This window comes from Paenibacillus sp. RU5M (genome assembly GCF_900221055.1).
Taxonomy (GTDB): Bacteria; Bacillota; Bacilli; order Paenibacillales; family Paenibacillaceae; genus Paenibacillus; species Paenibacillus marchantiae.
Genome location: NZ_OBQM01000015.1, coordinates 116,164 through 133,421 on the forward strand (window position 1 = coordinate 116,164; position 17,258 = coordinate 133,421).

Annotated in this window: 11 protein-coding genes; all 11 read left to right on the plus strand. The window is 39.5% G+C overall.

Features of this window, described 5'->3' with window-relative positions; translation table 11 throughout:
* The first annotated feature begins 11 nt into the window (after window positions 1-11).
* The 11 genes from CRO25_RS29295 to CRO25_RS29345 all read left to right on the plus strand — a co-directional run bounded on the left by CRO25_RS29295 (window position 12) and on the right by CRO25_RS29345 (window position 16,830).
* Window positions 12-2,132, plus strand: coding sequence for an HAD family hydrolase (locus CRO25_RS29295; protein WP_079697386.1), 2,121 nt, complete (start codon window positions 12-14; stop codon window positions 2,130-2,132).
* Entirely contained in the window at window positions 2,125-3,342 is a 1,218-nt protein-coding gene (locus CRO25_RS29300; protein ID WP_079697387.1) for an ACP S-malonyltransferase, read from the plus strand. The genes CRO25_RS29295 and CRO25_RS29300 overlap by 8 nt, the downstream gene beginning before the upstream one ends.
* Window positions 3,343-3,367: 25 nt before the next feature.
* Window positions 3,368-6,841: a condensation domain-containing protein gene (locus tag CRO25_RS29305; RefSeq protein ID WP_079697388.1), complete on the plus strand. Its 3,474-nt coding sequence runs from the start codon at window positions 3,368-3,370 to the stop codon at window positions 6,839-6,841.
* 110 nt (window positions 6,842-6,951) lie between these two features.
* Window positions 6,952-8,817: an asparagine synthase (glutamine-hydrolyzing) gene (asnB, locus tag CRO25_RS29310; protein ID WP_079697389.1), complete on the plus strand. Its 1,866-nt coding sequence runs from the start codon at window positions 6,952-6,954 to the stop codon at window positions 8,815-8,817.
* Between the two features lie 9 nt (window positions 8,818-8,826).
* Window positions 8,827-10,686, plus strand: a complete 1,860-nt coding sequence (locus CRO25_RS29315; protein ID WP_079697390.1) for a non-ribosomal peptide synthetase — start codon at window positions 8,827-8,829, stop codon at window positions 10,684-10,686.
* Window positions 10,658-11,647: a C39 family peptidase gene (locus CRO25_RS29320; protein WP_079697391.1), complete on the plus strand. Its 990-nt coding sequence runs from the start codon at window positions 10,658-10,660 to the stop codon at window positions 11,645-11,647. The genes CRO25_RS29315 and CRO25_RS29320 overlap by 29 nt, the downstream gene beginning before the upstream one ends.
* A complete protein-coding gene (locus tag CRO25_RS29325) occupies window positions 11,637-12,377 on the plus strand; it encodes a thioesterase II family protein (protein ID WP_179132297.1) in 741 nt (246 codons plus the stop codon). The genes CRO25_RS29320 and CRO25_RS29325 overlap by 11 nt, the downstream gene beginning before the upstream one ends.
* Before the next feature lie 2 nt (window positions 12,378-12,379).
* Window positions 12,380-12,634 carry an acyl carrier protein gene (locus tag CRO25_RS29330; RefSeq protein WP_079697393.1) on the plus strand — a complete coding sequence of 85 codons (255 nt, stop codon included), beginning with the start codon at window positions 12,380-12,382 and terminating at the stop codon, window positions 12,632-12,634.
* A 10-nt stretch (window positions 12,635-12,644) separates the two neighbouring features.
* Window positions 12,645-14,393, plus strand: a complete 1,749-nt coding sequence (locus tag CRO25_RS29335) for an ABC transporter ATP-binding protein (protein WP_079697394.1) — start codon at window positions 12,645-12,647, stop codon at window positions 14,391-14,393.
* Between the two features lie 12 nt (window positions 14,394-14,405).
* A complete protein-coding gene (locus CRO25_RS29340) occupies window positions 14,406-16,148 on the plus strand; it encodes an ABC transporter ATP-binding protein (protein WP_079697395.1) in 1,743 nt (580 codons plus the stop codon).
* 16 nt (window positions 16,149-16,164) lie between these two features.
* Window positions 16,165-16,830 (plus strand): hypothetical protein, encoded by a 666-nt coding sequence (locus CRO25_RS29345; RefSeq protein ID WP_143806614.1) that lies wholly within the window; start codon window positions 16,165-16,167, stop codon window positions 16,828-16,830.
* Window positions 16,831-17,258 lie beyond the last annotated feature (428 nt).

Here is a 17,258-nt window from a genome sequence, read left to right on the forward strand (position 1 = left end):
GAGGGGTTATATTGACAATTGCAGAAGAGAACACTCGTAAATTAGTGATTACATCGACTTTTGAATCGGACCCTATTGTGCCGCATATGGAATGGTGGGCAGAAAGAATGTTACCTTTCAAACTGAACGTTACGCTCCATAAGCAGCGGATGTTACCTGATTTGTTATACCCTAGAAGTCAGTTCATGAACTCATTCGATTATCGCGTTGTTTTTAATAGATTTGAGGATTGGATTCGTGACGATGACCACATGATGGAACCACAAAAATGTGAAAAGTTAGAGTATGCCTTTAAAGAAACATTAAATGCTATTGAGAGTGCCTCCCAAAAGGAGGCGCTCATCGTAGCCATCTTCCCTATATCCACCGAAGCAGGTTTAAGTAACACGCTATTTAGCTATATTACAGAGTTGAACCAACGATGGAGAAATGCTCTAAGTGGCATTTCCGGTGTTCACCTTGTGGATTTTGAACGTAGCCAAAAATTGTATGTCATTGAGAATCCGTTCGATTATGTCAAGGATAATCTGGCGCAGATGCCATTCTCCCAGTCGTTTGATGCAGTAATGGGGGCTTATCTCATAAGACAATTGCACGCTTTGAATAATCAGAAATTCAAAGTCATTGTGCTGGACTGTGATAATACCTTATGGGAAGGTATATGTGGTGAAAACCAGACAAATGTAGGAATAGATAAGCCGTTCCAATCACTTCAGCAGACCATGATTTCCAAAATGGAAGAAGGTATGCTCCTGTGCATAGCCAGCAAAAATAACGAATCAGATGTGTGGAATGTGTTCGAAAACCATAAGGATATGTTACTGCAAAAAAAACATTTCGTAAGTTGGAGGATTAACTGGAAGAGCAAGGCAGAAAATATTCGCGAGATTGCCCAAGAGTTGAACCTAGGAATGGACAGCATCATTTTCATAGATGATAGTCCACATGAGTGTTTAGAAGTTATGAATCAACTGCCTGAAGTTTTGACTCTAAAACTGCCAAAAGATAAAATGCAAATTCCTACATTTTTATCCCATGTATGGGCATTAGACAAGTTGTTAATTACAAATGAAGACCGAAAACGCACCCAAATGCAGCTGACCAATGCACAGCGGAAAACATTGGAAGCAAAGTCGCCGGAAGATTATATGAATGAACTGGGTCTCCAATTGTATATGGATGTGGCCGACTCTAGTATGATTCCAAGACTGGCACAATTGACTCAACGAACCAATCAGTTCAACTCAACCATTATCCGAAGGTCGGAAAAGGAAATGTATGGATTGATGCAAGATCGGAATTATGTCTGTTGGGCGATTGAAGTTACAGACCGTTTTGGATCATACGGCCTTACGGGGTTAATCATTACTAAAATGATGCAAGAAGCATTGATTATTGATACCTTTTTGCTGAGTTGCCGAGTCCTTGGAAGAGGTGTTGAGGTTGCAGTATTCTCTTTGTTGAAAAAGTTTTGCTTGGAACGGCAACTAACCAAAATTGAACTTGTATTGATTAACGGAGATAAAAATAAGGCCATCCAACAATTTATACGAGATAACGATTGGATGGAACATGAGGTAGTGCACGAAGGAGAGCGAGTGATTACGATACCTGTGTCACGTATACCCGATGAAGTAAGCCATATCGTTTGTGTATATGGACAAGGTCTGGACGACGAATACTTGGAGAATGAAGAGCCAGCAAAGGAAACTGAAAGCAAAAGCGAGTGTATCGAATCTGTGGGTGAGTGGGATATATTCATTAATAATGAGAAGGAACTAACTCATGCTGAACAATATATCCCGCTCCTACATAGTCAACCAACTGAGTTGAAATTTTTGCCTATGGAATCCAGGAGAGTAGAGCACGTTCAACAAGAGGGACTTTCTGAACTTGAAAAAATTGTGGAAAATGCCATGTACAACGTTTGGGGAGAAAACGCCGTTTCTTGGAATGACAGACTTAATCTGAATAGTGAGGAAGTTTGGCATAAGTTTGCATTCCTATCTGAAATCTATCAAAAATTCGGTGTTGTCTTGCCAGAAGAAAAATGGGAAGAGTTCATCACGCGAGGTGATATCATCGATTTCCTCAAATTGGAATTGAGAGGGATGGACCCCTATTATGCATAAAACAATGATTCTTTTTCCCGGTCAAGGAGCACAGTTTACCGGTATGGGGAGAGCCCTTTATGACCATTACCCCATTATAAAAAGGACATTTGATGAAGCAAGTGATATCCTGGATTTTTCAGTGTCTAATCTATGTTTTAGTGGAACGTCAGAACAATTAAAGAGAACAATAAATGCCCAAATTGCTATTTTTGTGTTAAGTGTCGCAGCATACCGTCAACTTCAGAACATGCATCAATTGGCCCCCGAAATTATGGGGGGCCATAGTTTAGGAGAGTATTCTGCACTTGCATCTTCTGGAGCCGCATCGTTCGAAGACTTACTTCGCGTTGTACATTATCGCGCGCAAGTCATGGAGGAAGTAGCCGACTCGGGGAACGGAGCCATGTTTGCCTTAGAGTACGAAGTAAAAGACTTGCAGCATATTGAACAGGAGTGCGCTGATTTACGCTTAAACGATATGCAGATTTGGATTGGGGCGTACAATTCGGATAATCAGATTGTGCTGACAGGTAAGAGAAGTGATCTTATGAGTGCAGAGACGAAATGGAAAGAGAGAGGTTATAAGGTAATTCCTCTTCAGGTTTCCGGTGCTTTTCACAGTCCGTTGATGCACGAGGCAGGAGAACTTCTTGGAAGGCGTTTAAGAACAGTAGAATGGAGCCCTCCACGATGCACAATTATCTCTAATGTAACGGGTCAAGCTTATACGGGCGCTGATTGTATCGTGGAAAACTTGGAAATGCAACTGACCAAACCTGTGTTATGGACAAAATCGATGGAAACGGCCATTAGGCATGGTGTTACACACCTAACGAGTATGCCGCCTAAAAATATTTTTCAGAAGATGCTTCAATATTTCGAAGGTGTAAACGTACATGCACTATCGAGCGTGGATGATTTCGAAAATTATCAAAAGAATGATGAATCAGAGATTTATAATCATCTATTGTCTATTGCAGCTGGTACTCGGAATTACAATAAAGATGTAGCTGAATATGATCGGACAGTTGTGCGAGCATACAAAGAGTTAGAGGCCATAAAATACAGCTTTTCAAGTGCACGGGGAACTGCTGAAGATCGAATCCATCGAGCGGGTCTATTGTTCTTAACTATTCTTGAAAATAAGAAGATACCTTTGGAGAGTAAAACAACGATCCTCCATGCCCTCCATCGCAAATATAACTTGAGAATAGAAAGCCAGGGTTAAACATCGAGCAGAGGAGGAAGCCACGATGATCAAATTGACTGACCTTAATATAAAACCATCTAACGCCCCACTCAATGAAATGACCATTCAGAAAATGGATAATAAAGACATTGCTATTATTGGGATGGAAGGATATTTCCCAGGCGCGGATTCCTTAGATGAATTCTGGGCAAATCTTCGTGAAGGCAAAGATCTGATCGGTGAGTTGCCGGAATACAGAAAGAAAGATGTAGACGACTATTTAAAGTATAAGAACATCGAGAATCCCCAGTATGTAAAAGCTGGGTTTTTAAATCAAATTGATAAGTTCGATTATCCCTTTTTTGGACTATCGCCAGCTGAAGCAAAAGCAATGGACCCCAATCAAAGGTTGTTTCTGGAGGTAGCATGGAGAGCTATAGAAGATGCGGGGTATGGAGGAAGGAAGTTGAGAGGAAGCGAAACCGGAGTGTATCTCGGTTTTAGCGGCAACGCTGGAGGGCTATATCAAGATTTTGTGCAGGATATCGCTCCTGAATTAGAAAATGTCGCAGGTAGCCTGAATGCGATCATCGCCAGCCGAATTTCCTACGTGTTGGATTTGAAGGGACCGAGTATGGTAATTGATACCTCTTGTTCATCTTCACTAGTTGCAATTCATACTGCAGTTCGAGCGATAAGAAACGGGGATTGTACGGCCGCTATATGCGGCGGAGTGAATCTGAGTATTTTACCGACAGAAAGTCAAAGCCAGATCGGTATAGAATCCTCTACGTCCCGGGTTCGTGCTTTCGCGGAGGGGGCAGATGGAACCGTGAGTGGGGAAGGAGTAGCTGCCCTTATATTAAAGCCGTTACTTGCAGCTAAAAATGACGGTGACCATATCTATGCGATTATCAAGGGAAGCGCAATAAACCAAGATGGCAGATCCGCTGGAATAACGACGCCTAATGTAACAGCGCAGGAAGAAGTGCTGATTAAAGCGTGGAAAGATGCTCGAATCGATCCGAGTACCCTATCTTATATTGAAACTCATGGGACAGGTACAAAGATCGGAGACCCTATTGAAGTTGAAGCTTTGACAAAAGCAATGAGAAGATTCACAGATCAAAAACAATTTTGCGCCATTGGATCTTTAAAATCTAATATTGGTCATTTGGATGGAACGGCCGGAATTGCAGGAGTCATTAAAAGTGTGTTGTCTTTGAAAAGGAGAGCGATTCCTTCTTCTCTACACTTTGATTCTCCTAATGAACTGATTGATTTTATTAATTCTCCATTCTACGTGAATCGGGATTTCTCTTTATGGGAAGCAGGTTCCGGCATCCGGCGTTGTGGAATCAGTGCCTTTGGTATGAGCGGGACGAATTGTCATCTTGTCCTTGAAGAGTATGTGGAGAACGAACAAAAGAGTGCAATTATCGAAAAAACAAGTCAAACCTCGTTTGAGTTTTTAACTATTTCTGCTCACAATTACAGCACACTAGTTGAACTGATGAACGCCTATGCTTTGTTTTTGTCTTTAAATCCAGATGTTGACTTGAAAGCGCTATGTTATACAATTAATACGGGCAGGGGACAGTATGCGGAGCGAGTATTAATTATGTTCCATAATTATGAAGATCTTGTCCAGAGATTGGAGTCGATCCGCTTAAATCCGCAAAACAACAAGATAGAGCATGTGTACTATACTAATCCTGCGGCGGAAGCGCCGTTACTGTTTCATCCGTTAGCGTTATCTGACTCAGTAAGTACGCTCTTGCATAGCTACTTGCAAGGTGACCAGGTTCAGCTTGAAAGTCTGTATGAGAAACCGGTGCCTAAAATATCATTGCCTGTGTACCCATTTGAAAGAATTCGATGTTGGTTGGATGTAACAAACCAATCTCCTCTGAATAATTCTTCCAATGCAGGAGACGCCGATACCATTCAACAAAAGGTGATCCAAATTTGGAAAGAGGTCTTAGGATACAGCGAAATCAATGTAGACGCAAATTTTTACGATTTGGGTGGAGACTCTATATTTGCTTTGAAAATCATCAATAAATTAAGAGACCAACTTCATATAGATCTTGAAATTAGCCAATTATTAGTCAGTCCGACACTTTACGAGTTCGCAAGTTATATAGAATCACAATGGGACAAGAAACAGATGGTATCCCTCGACCATATTCATCGAACCCATAAAAAAGAAGAATTTATACCTCTTACGTATGCACAGAGAGGGATATACTACGCCCTTCAAAGAACAAAGATCAATACAAGCTACAATATGCCTGGCTCCCTGGACATTTATGGGACCTTGGATGTAGAGAGAGTGGAGCGCTCTCTTCAAGAACTGGTTCTTCGACACAGCCAACTACATGCATCGTTCCACTATATTAATGATATGGCTATGCAAAGGATCGAAAAACACGATTTGGTCATTGAATACTTACATTTGGAACCCCAATCGACCATGGAGTCATTATATAGAAATTTTGTACGTCCATTTGATATTACGAGCGATTTTTTGTTTCGAGTGGCTATAGTAAAATGTGCGGAGACACATCATTGCCTCTTTTTCGATGTACATCACCTTGTATCAGACGGTGTTTCTATGAATATTCTAATGGAGGATTTTGTTGATTTATATCATGGTCATCCGATTGAATCTAGCAGGTATACCTATGAGGATTATATAAACTGGCAGAAAGGTGAAGAAGGAAAACAGACGCTAAGGAAACAACAGCAGTTTTGGAGAGGACAATTCAAGGACGGAGTCCCTCTTCTTGATATGCCCACAGACTTTAGCCGTCCGAATGTAAGAAAGGGTACCGGGCAGGATTTACGAATGGATATACCCACCTCTTTAATTAGAAAAATTAAGGACATTGCCCATGAGGAGCAAACGACCTCGTATACTGTGTTGCTCTCAATATATGTATTGTTATTACACAAGTATGCAGGGCAAGAAGACTTGGTTGTAGGTACACCGACTTCGGGGCGATCCCGTAGTGAGTGGGATAGAATTGTTGGAATGTTCGTTAACACGCTAGCACTTCGAATGAAAATAAATAAAGAGAATACATTTAGGGTGTTTTTGCAATCTATTCGTAAAACAGTTCATGATGCACTCAATAATCAGAGTTACCCTTTTGAACTCTTGGTTGAAGAGCTTGATTACTCTACTCCATTAAATCGAAACCCGCTATTCGATACGATGTTCATCATGCAAAACAATAAGTCTAGCATTGGAGATATCGACGATTTATCTTTTATAAGCAAACCTTTTGTCAATGATACTGCTAAATTTGATTTCAAAATGGAAATCTATGAACAAGATGAGCAGATGACGATTGTATTTGATTACAGCACAGAGTTATATCACGAAGCTACTGTGAAAGCATGGTTAGATGATTATATTTTCTTAATAGATCAAACATGCGGAAATATGGATCAACGCATTGTTGAGCTTGAGCTAACGGGAAGTGAGAAAAGTAAACAGACCATGATCAATTTTAATGACGATCTGACCTAGTGATGGGTCATAAGCAGCTACATTGGATTAGAATTCACTTCTGATTGAATCGTTCTCATTGATGTGGAAGTCTCATCGAAGAAACTATGCAAGAATGTGTGGAGGGTCATATGTGCGGAATATGTGGAGTATATAACATGCGTTTTAAAGAACAAGTCATCGTTCCAGGTACGTTGGAACAAATGACGCAAGTTCTTCATCATCGGGGCCCTGACGATCATTCTAAATATATTGGGAATCGAGTTGCTTTTGGATTCACTCGCCTTAGTTTGATGGATTGGGAACATGGTCAGCAACCGTTCTCTAATGAAGACGGCACAGTTATTGCTATATGCAATGGTGAAATTTTTAACTATGAGAGCTTGAAAAGCTCCTTACAATCTGAGGGGCACGTTTTACACACAAAATGTGATATGGAAATCATTCCTCATCTATATGAAAAATATGGTATGAAGTTTATGCAATATATAAACGGGCAATTTGCTATTGCATTATATGATTCAGTTCGAGAAGAGATGTATTTGATTCGGGATCAGGCAGGAATATGCCCTGTGTTCTACGCGGTGAATAACGATGACTTTATTTTTGGATCGGAGATCAAATCCATCCTCCATCATCCATCTGTGGAAAGAAAAGTAGACTTGGTTGCTTTAGATCAATTACTGACTTTTCCCAGTATTATAGCTCCCAGAACATTATTTCATGGAATTTCCAGCTTGGAAAGCGGACACTATTTACATATTACTGGTAACCGCATGGAGAAGGTTCAATATTGGGATCTCGTTTATCCCAAGTCGCACGAAATAGAAGATTCATTGTGCGAGGAGCAGGATTACATTGAAGAACTGGACCATATTTTTTCCGAGGCTGTTGGAACTCGGCTAACGGCTGACTTCCCGGTAGGACTTTATGTCAGTGGGGGGTTGGATTCTTCCATGATTGCTTTGAAAGCTTCTCAACTTTCACCATCGGCAAGGAAGTCATTCTCCGTTACATTTGCTGATAAAAGTATGAATGAGTCTATCTATCAGAAGTTAGTTGTCGATGAGATTAAATCGGAACATTTCCAACACGAATTCGATATTCGTGATATCACTGAACATTTGAAAAGTGTGGTTTGGCATTCGGAAACAGCACTTAAGGAGAGTTATAATACAGCGTCCTATATGCTGTCCAAGCTGGTGAACCGTGAAGGTATTAAAGCGGTCTTAACCGGTGAGGGAGCAGATGAGCTTTTTGCAGGCTATGTAGGCTATCGGTTTGATCAATTTAACGCCAAAAAGGGGACTCAGTCCATCGCTGAAGAGGAGGTTGCCATACGAGAAAGGTTATGGGGGGATGGCAGCTTTTTCTATGAACGGGACTATAGTCAACTGAGACAATTGAAGTTAAGGCTATATGGGGAGAAAATACTTCCTGACATTGAATCCATAGATTGTCTCCGGTATCCTGTAATCTCTAAAGAGAAGATTGCGGATATCCACTTGCTGCATAAACGTTCCTACATTGATTTCAAATTGAGACTACCGGAACATCTATTGGCAGGTCATGGCGATCGCATGGCATATGCGCATTCGGTTGAAGCGCGTTACCCTTTTCTGGATTATAAGTTGATGGAATTTGTCTCCCGAAAATTGCCACCCCACTTAAAGCTTAAAGGGTTTAATGAAAAATATATTCTCAAAGAAATAGCACGAAGTATGGTTCCTAACGAGATTATCAAACGGCCGAAATTCGCTTTTGTCGCTCCCGGAAGTCCCGACTTAATTAGAGAGGCAGACGAGTATTTGATTAACCTCCTCTCTAAAGAGCGATTAAAGAAGCAAGGCTACTTCAATCCAGATTTTGTGCATGAATTGGTGGAGCAGTATAGTCGTAATGATTTCAGATTAAACCTCCCTTACGAAAGTGACATACTTATCATTATAATTACTTTTTGTGTATTTTTAGATGTGTTTGATATGCCTGATTTATAAAAGAAATGGGTGAATGGATTGGATGACAAGGTTCGGAATACGATTCAGAACAGAATATCAGAAAGTTTCGCACAATATAAGGACTACTGTGCGGTGGAATATTTAAGTCGTCATATCACGTATTCAGAGTTATATAAGGACATGAATCGAATCACACAGTGGCTGCACGTGAACAATGTTGAGAAGGGCACATTTGTTGGTGTGTGCTTCCAGGATCGTTATATGGTAATTGCATCTATGCTTGGAATCTGGCAAGCCGGTTGTGTATTTGTGCCGCTTGATGCAGACTATCCAGACCAAAGATTGTTGTCGATGGCGGTCGCCTCCGATTTGAAATTGGTCATTACAGATTCTATGCCTGGACTTGTTTCACTAGAGCAAGCTGGGCTTAAGGTTCTAACGCTAGATCGAAAGCAATTGGACGATTTGTTATTTTCCGAACCAATGGAATCCGTTGAATATGATGAGGATGATGCAATATATATTTACTACACATCGGGAACAAGCGGAACTCCCCATGCCATACTCGGTAGAAACAAAGGGCTCACTCATTATGTAGAGTGGGAAACTAGTGAATTCGAGTTATATAGAAAAAAGGTGAGTCAACTCACTTCTCCAAGTCATGATCCATTCCTTAGAGATATTTTAGTGCCCTTGTTATCAGGCGGGACAATCTGCATTCCCGAATCTAGGATGACTCTTCTGAACACCAATCAGTTAATGGATTGGCTAGAAAATAGAGGAGTTCAGTTAATTCATTGTACACCAAGTTTGTTTAAGAACATGACTGCTTTCAAGCCCAACCGAGAGCATTATAAGAGTTTGGAATATATCTTTTTGGCAGGAGAAGAGATCCTTCCGCAAAAGCTGAAATCTTGGTATGAGGCCATTGGAGATCGGGTACAGCTTGTTAATCTGTATGGACCTACTGAAACGACGTTGGCTAAATTGTTTTATAGAATCAAACCCCAAGATGTGTATCGAGCTAGTATGCCCATCGGTCAACCTATATCCGGAACTCGTGTCATTATATTGAATGATGATTTGCAGATGTGTCCAGTTGGAACAAAAGGTGAAATTATTATACGTACTCCGTATCGAAGTTTAGGGTATCTCCATGAGGAAGGTCTCAATCGCGAAAAATTTATACAGAATCCTTTTTCAGAGCGCGACAACGATTTGGTTTACAAAACTGGAGATATTGGAAGAGCATTACCCGACGGGAATATTGAGTTTTTAGGGCGAAAAGATAGACAGGTCAAAATTAGAGGACATCGGGTTGAATTAGCTGAGGTTGAGCGAGTGATCATGGCTTCCGGTCTTGTGAAAGACGTCGCTGTTATAGTGAAAGAAGCACCTTCCGAGGAGTTAGTTCTCATTGCTTACGTTATTCCGAATACGGAAATTAAAGCAAATTACGAACCTGTGTATCCATACGAAACCTATATCCGAAAAGTTGAGAACCATTTATTAGAACCAATGATTCCTTCGTACTTTATTGAGCTTTCTAAATTCCCTATTAACGCGAATGGAAAGATTGAGTATTCAGCTTTGCCTGAGCCTGAGATGGTTGAATATGTTTCGCCAGTCGGTCGCTTTGAACAAGAAATCTCCGAGATCTGGACGGAAATTTTGGGGGTTGAATTCATTGGAAGAGAGCATCACTTTTTACATTTAGGCGGAAACTCTATCAATATTATGAATATGATTGCTAAAGTATACGAAAAATACGAGGTGGATTTAACACTGGAAGTTATTTTTGAAAATTCTCGCCTCTCTGATATTGCTCGGTATGTAGAAGCGGAATATGTGGAAAGAAAAGAGGCGGGAGAGGAAGTACATGGCATTAAAAATCATTCAGGAGATTAAGCCGTTCAACCAATTTTTTTACAAAAGCTGTTTTTATAACGCCCTTTTCTCCGTGCTGGAATGGATGGATAGAAGCATCTATCCACATATTTCTAATGATATTATGTTTTATAGTCAAGACGAAGAAGTGCCTGGCATGCTGGATATGACATATTATCCTTTTCGAGATCCGGAATTAATATTTAAGGAAGAAAACTATGAAGTCTGCACAAGCCGGCGACAAGAAAATATTATAGAATACCTTGTCAGTTCAATACATCAGAATAAACCTATTATTATATGGGTCGATTGTTTTTATGAAGATATTCGATTGGATATGTATCACAAGGAACATTGGGCCCACACGTTATTGATTGTGGGTTACAACGATGATACGAAGCAGTTTGCTATTATGGAACACTCCAACAAAGAATCCCTAAATTATGGATTGAAATGGATTTCTTATTCCAGTCTTAAAGAAAGCTACGATGCTTTTTTTCAACTGGATCATGCGGATGAGAATCTTATTTCCACCTATAGGTTTGAATTGAAGCAAGATCCTTTTGTCTCTGATTGGATCGAAACATATGAATACAACATATTTAAACATCGCGCTAAGTACACAGAGGGTATCAAACAACTGGAACAATATTCGGCTTGGTTTGGCGAAAAATGTCTAGAAGAAGGTGAGATACAGGCATATGCCGAGTCCATATTTCTAGGATTTAATCGCATTGTTGCAGCCAAACAAGTAGAGTGTGCGAGGTACTTTTATTTTGATAGTAAACCAGATCGGCTTCAGAGAATAGGAGAAATATTGGACGCATGGAAGAATATCCGGGCAATTTGGGGTAAATTATATTTTTCCGATATGTACTCTCCCAATCAATTGATGGCTTCCAAAGACATCTTAAACAGAATCGTGGAAATGGAGAAGAGACTGATTAAAATTAATGGATGGGAGCACATCAATGAATACTGAAATGAAACCAGTATTATTTTGCATTCCTTATGCCGGTGGAAGCTCCTCTATTTATTATAAGTGGAAAAAGGAATTAGAGAGTAGTATAAAGGTTATTCCGCTGGAAATGAGTGGTCACGGAAGCCGTCTAAACGAACCACTGTATTCCAATATTAATGAAGGTGCGCAAGATTTGTTAAGTCAATTAAAGAGAGGGGATATAGATACACCTTATATTATATTCGGCCATAGTTTGGGAGGAATGTTGGCTTACGAAGTTTCTAGAAAAATTCAAATAAATGGGGATCCTCCACCAACTCGCATCATCATATCAGGATGTTTACCACCAGGTAAATTCGGGACTTCCAGGCAAGAAAAAGTCAAGGATATGGACGACGATCAACTAATAGAAACACTAAGGGGTTTGGGAGGCACTTCGGAAATGTTGCTTGAGGAACCAGAGCTCCTTCGTTTGTTTTTACCCATTATCCGCAATGATTTCCATATAGTTGACAACTATCAGCATATACCAACAGATCCTCTTAATATTCCATTGTCGGTGTATATTGGAGAGCGGGATGCACCTTGTGACCTGAAGTCGGTGATGGAATGGCAACATTTTACTACTCTTCCTTGCACGGATGTTAAGGTTTTTCGAGGTGGTCACTTCTTCATTCATGAAGATGAGCAGTCAGTTCTCCAGCAAATCTCAGTTGAAACGAATAACTTATCATGTACAGGGAGTGAATAAATATGAAGAACATAGAGCAACGTTTTTTAAATGTGATCCAAAAAGAATTTCCGGAGGCAGATATTGAATTTTCCATGGATACTAACTTGATCGAGGCAGGAGTAAATTCAATCAGTTTTATTAAGCTTGTAATTCTCATCGAAAATGAATTTGATATTCAATTCGAAGAAACCAAATTAGACTTAAGTTACTTTCCAACCATTAGAGAAATCTTAGAGTATATTGAACAACAATCCAAAAGTGAAGATACGAACTAGAGGAGCCGAGATGGGAAAGACAGCCGTGTATTCGACACGTAAAACGTTTGTCAGACTAATCAAACATTCTAAAGCCTATGTTTTTCATTACCTCTGTTTATTGCTTATCATCTCATGTTTAGCCTTTGTTAACATAGGATACCTTGAATCTATCCGTAGAATCATATCAGGTGCAACTACAAAATCCCTTGATAGCGTTTATATGGGTGCCATTTTGGCGATAGGTGCAACAATTGTACAAGTTTTGTTAGGTCTTTTACAGGGCAGAGTCATGATTCGAGTGAAAAATAAATCTGTAACCGCTATGCAACATAGTGTCCTGAATCAATTGCACGGTAAACAGCATGAATCCTTAGAAGGCTATCATAGTAGCGATCTTGTGGGTAGACTACTTCATTCTGTCGATAAAGCTCAATCAGGTGTAAATGAAAAACTTCTGGTGTTTTTCCAAAATGGCTTACAAGTAATTTTAAGCTTAGCCTATTTCAGTTGGCTTAACCTTCCACTGACGATTGGATTGATTGGCTTTACTTTACTCTACCCGATCATCACGTATCCCATTTCACGTGTTCTGCGAAAGAATTACGACCATCAGGGTGATGAGATTGCTCAAAGAGATGTAGTTTTGCAGGAAGCGGTTCAGGGAGTTGAAGCAGTTCGGACATATCAATTGCAAAATTATTTTCAAAATGTACTAGAAGGCAGGCTAAACAAGGTTCTAATGCGGACCCTTAAAATCTCCTTGTACGAGAGATCTGTCGATTCTCTGAATCGATTTGCTACCTTTGGTGGTATGATTTTCACGTTGGGTTTCGGTGGGTATCAAGTCATTCAAGGGGAGTTACTTGCAGGGACATTAGCTACATTTGTGGTCACCAGCGGTCAACTTATCAATCCTCTATTGTCCATATCCAGTTTGTGGACTGAGATGATTCAATCTATTACACAAGCACAGCGAGTTTTCACCATTAGTGATCTGCCAGAGGAAAATAATAAAACTTTCACTGGAAATTCGAGCTCCGTTTCTCAAACTTCCCATTCTATTATGTTTAGTAACGTAGGTTATCGTTATTCGAACGGAAATAATGGGGTGAAGAATATATCTTTTCAAATAGAAGCAGGTCAGATGCTGGCCATTGTCGGACCAAGTGGAGCAGGAAAATCGACTTTGATGAAGTTAATGTTACGACTGTATACTCCTTCAGAAGGCGTAATAAAAAGTGGTCAAGTGTCCATAACAGATATGAATCTTAACGAATGGAGATCTAGTCTGGGTTATGTCTCCCAGGATGCAATCGTTTTTAGTGGTTCTGTTAGAGAGAATATCTGCTTTGGACTAAGCGATATATCTATGACCGAAGTGGAGAATGCAGCGAAGCTTGCACATTTGCATGATCGAATTTCAATGCTCCCTCAAGGTTATGAGACATGTATTGGAGAGCGTGGAGTTCAGCTATCTGGAGGAGAGGTTCAGCGGCTTGCACTTGCAAGGGTATATTTACGGAAATCACCTATCCTGTTATTGGATGAACCGACTTCCGCATTAGACCTTGAAAATGGAATAAAGTTCAGGGAATCACTGGATCGTTTAGTTCAAAGCTGTACAACGATTGTCATAGCTCATAATTTGGATACAATACGCTCTGCGAACAAAATTGTCTACATGAACGAAGGAACTATTGAAGAAATGGGGAGCCATGAAGAACTGATGAATAATAAAGGGAAGTATTATCAACTTATACAGAGCAAGGTTTTATGAGGGGGAAGGTACTTGGAACTTCGTTTTAGCACACGACAGACCGTATCTCTTATATGGTCTTACACTAAGAAATACGGAATTTTGCTTGTGTTTCTTCCTTTTTTAATGTTAGTTGATGTCATTTTTGAATTAGGCGTTGCGAAAATCCAGGGATTATTTATCGACACGGCAACCAGCAGTACTAAAGAGCACTTATTTTATCTTGTTCAAATTGTGGTCGCTTTATTAGTTGCAGGTATCCTATTATTGGCTGTGCATCGTCATATTATTGTCAAAATTTTGGGCTATGTCCATCGTGATTTAACGTTGAAGTTGTTTGCAGTACTAAATCATATGCCTTATGAAGAAATAAAGAAATATCATTCTGGCGAGCTCACTTCACGCTTAAAAGAGGATATTGAACATGGTTCGCAAATTATTGAAGCTATAATTGAATTTATCACCGTGTTGTTGCTCATTATCTTATCTTTTGTTTACTTGATTCGGATTGATCTGGTATTGGCATTGTTGGGGGCAGTGGGTTCCCCGGTTCTTTTTCTGATTGGTCGTATATTTGATCGGAGGATTCGATATCAGGCTAGTCGTGTACAGGAAGATGAAACAAAGTTAAGAGAAACATCACAAGAATTTATTCAAGGTTTGCCAGTCATCAGAATGTATGGTGCAAAATCTCTTTACCTCAAACAGTTTATGGAACAAAGAGGAACACTTAACCAATCCCAAACGAAGCTTGCCATGTCCAACGCAATGAGTCGGATTTTTACGGAAAGAAGTTTTCAGCTCGTGTATGTAACCGCTCTGATCTTTATAGCTATTGCGGCTTCCAGAAATACGTTAACGCCAGGAGCCATAGTGACATTCAGCGTTCTATTTGAATTAGTGATATGGCCCGTAATCGGGTTGTCTGATCAGTATAGTCGTTTACAAGAAGGAGTAGGAGCCTTTCAACGCATTAATAAGTTTTTAAATACAAAAAGAAGCACAAATGAGAACGAAACCGTTCACTCGGATGATAGGAAACCAATTCATGAAGATACGATAATCTTTATGAGAGATGTCTCTTATCAGCCTCAAAATAGTGAACAAACGATTCTAGAACATATCAATTTTGAGTTGAAAAAAAGAGAAAAAGTTATTGTTATAGGAAGTAGCGGTTCGGGTAAATCGACATTTTCGAAAATATGCTCTGGACTTTACCAACCTACTAGTGGCGAATTCAGATCAGCAATCAATAAGTCCGTATACGTTAGTCAATCAATATTCTTGTTCACAGGTACAGTAGGCGAGAATATTAAATTAGCTATGGACGGGGCCACGGAACTGGATATTCGTCATGCAGCCTCTATGGCGGGAGTGAATGAAGATATTGAACGTTTGCCTCTGTCTTATGAAACTTTCTTAAGTGAGAAGGGAGACAATTTCTCTGGTGGGCAGAAACAGCGTTTAGGCTTGGCGAGGGCATTTATTCATCAGGATAGTCCATTGGTAATTATGGACGAACCCACATCGGCATTAGACTCAGGGAAAGAACAAATCATAATAGATGCCTTGGAGAATTTCTTGCAAAACAAAGCTGCAATACTGATTACCCATCGTTTGAATCTAATTCCTTTAGCAGATCGCATTATCGTCATGGAGGATGGCCGAATTTCTGAGGATGGGACTCACGACGAACTAATGAAGTTAAATGGAAAGTATCGAACACTCCATGATTTGCACTATAGTTTCGAAGATGTCACAAAGGAACGGGGATAAAAATAAAAAAAAAAAAATGGAATTACCTATTAAACCATACAACGAATTATGGATAGATTGTGTTTCAAATAACATGTTAAGTGTTTTGAGCGCACATAACGAAGAATGGACCTATTTGCCTTGCTTTTCAAAAGCTTATTATGCCAAGCGAATGTTAATTCCAGAAGTAGCAAGTGAAGAAGACTTTAAGCTTTACATGCATGAAGGATGGCTTACATTGCAGGTACAGTATCTTTTGCCAGATCTCCAGGATTTTTTTGAATTCAATGTGTTACAGGTGGACTCACAAATTGAAATATTCAATAAGATAAAACAAAAATTGAATCAAGGGTATTATATATCTATCGAGCTGGATCGTTTTTATTTTTCTGGCGGTATTGAGTATAACAAAAAACATTTAGTCCATCCTACTTTAATCTACGGATATGATGAAAAAGTAAATTCTTTTTTGTTATTGGAGGATTGCGTTCAACTTGGTCATTTACAAGAATATCATCTATCTTATTCTGATTTCGCGTTGTCTTACCAAGCTTTGGAGGCCGAACTTCAACTGAATGAGACAGTTTTTCATGCTTTTAAAATCAAACCATTCGAGCAATCGCAATTCTTGCTGAATAACATAAGGGGGGCAACTATTGAAAACTTAAACTTCTATTTGTCAGGGTTGTCGTCAAGATTATGAGGATATCTTCTATGATGAATATGGTATTAATGCGATTGGTTGTTACGCAGATTACGCCGAAGATATCGTTTACGCTGCGCATCACAAAGAACATTTATATCATATTTGTAAAATGCCGTTTAATATGCAGAAAAGGAACTTGCTCTTAATTGAGTTATTGCATCGGTTTAATATTATTAATAACGAACAAAATAGTTTATTAAAAAAAAATACGAGGATCTTAAAACGCAGTGGCAATTAATAAAAAATAAAATTTTGTATTATAGAGAGTCAACTGGTTGCAAATCTCCTATAATGACTAATTTAAAAGAAAGATTACTTGAGTTGTACCTTTGAACTGTGACCCGTAAGATAGACACTTTGAAAAAAGTGCCCTCTTACGGGTCTTTTGTGTTTTAATCAGATTAGAAAAAGTTTGCGAGGGTGCA

Bases quoted from the DNA above. Each gene is read 5' to 3' on its own strand.
- CRO25_RS29330 (WP_079697393.1), top strand. From the start codon at position 12,380: ATGAAGAACATAGAGCAACGTTTTTTAAATGTGATCCAAAAAGAATTT.
- CRO25_RS29320 (WP_079697391.1), top strand. From the start codon at position 10,658: ATGGCATTAAAAATCATTCAGGAGATTAAGCCGTTCAACCAATTTTTT.
- CRO25_RS29335 (WP_079697394.1), top strand. From the start codon at position 12,645: ATGGGAAAGACAGCCGTGTATTCGACACGTAAAACGTTTGTCAGACTA.
- CRO25_RS29345 (WP_143806614.1), top strand. From the start codon at position 16,165: ATGGAATTACCTATTAAACCATACAACGAATTATGGATAGATTGTGTT.
- CRO25_RS29325 (WP_179132297.1), top strand. From the start codon at position 11,637: ATGAATACTGAAATGAAACCAGTATTATTTTGCATTCCTTATGCCGGT.
- CRO25_RS29305 (WP_079697388.1), top strand. From the start codon at position 3,368: ATGATCAAATTGACTGACCTTAATATAAAACCATCTAACGCCCCACTC.
- asnB (WP_079697389.1), top strand. From the start codon at position 6,952: ATGTGCGGAATATGTGGAGTATATAACATGCGTTTTAAAGAACAAGTC.
- CRO25_RS29300 (WP_079697387.1), top strand. From the start codon at position 2,125: ATGCATAAAACAATGATTCTTTTTCCCGGTCAAGGAGCACAGTTTACC.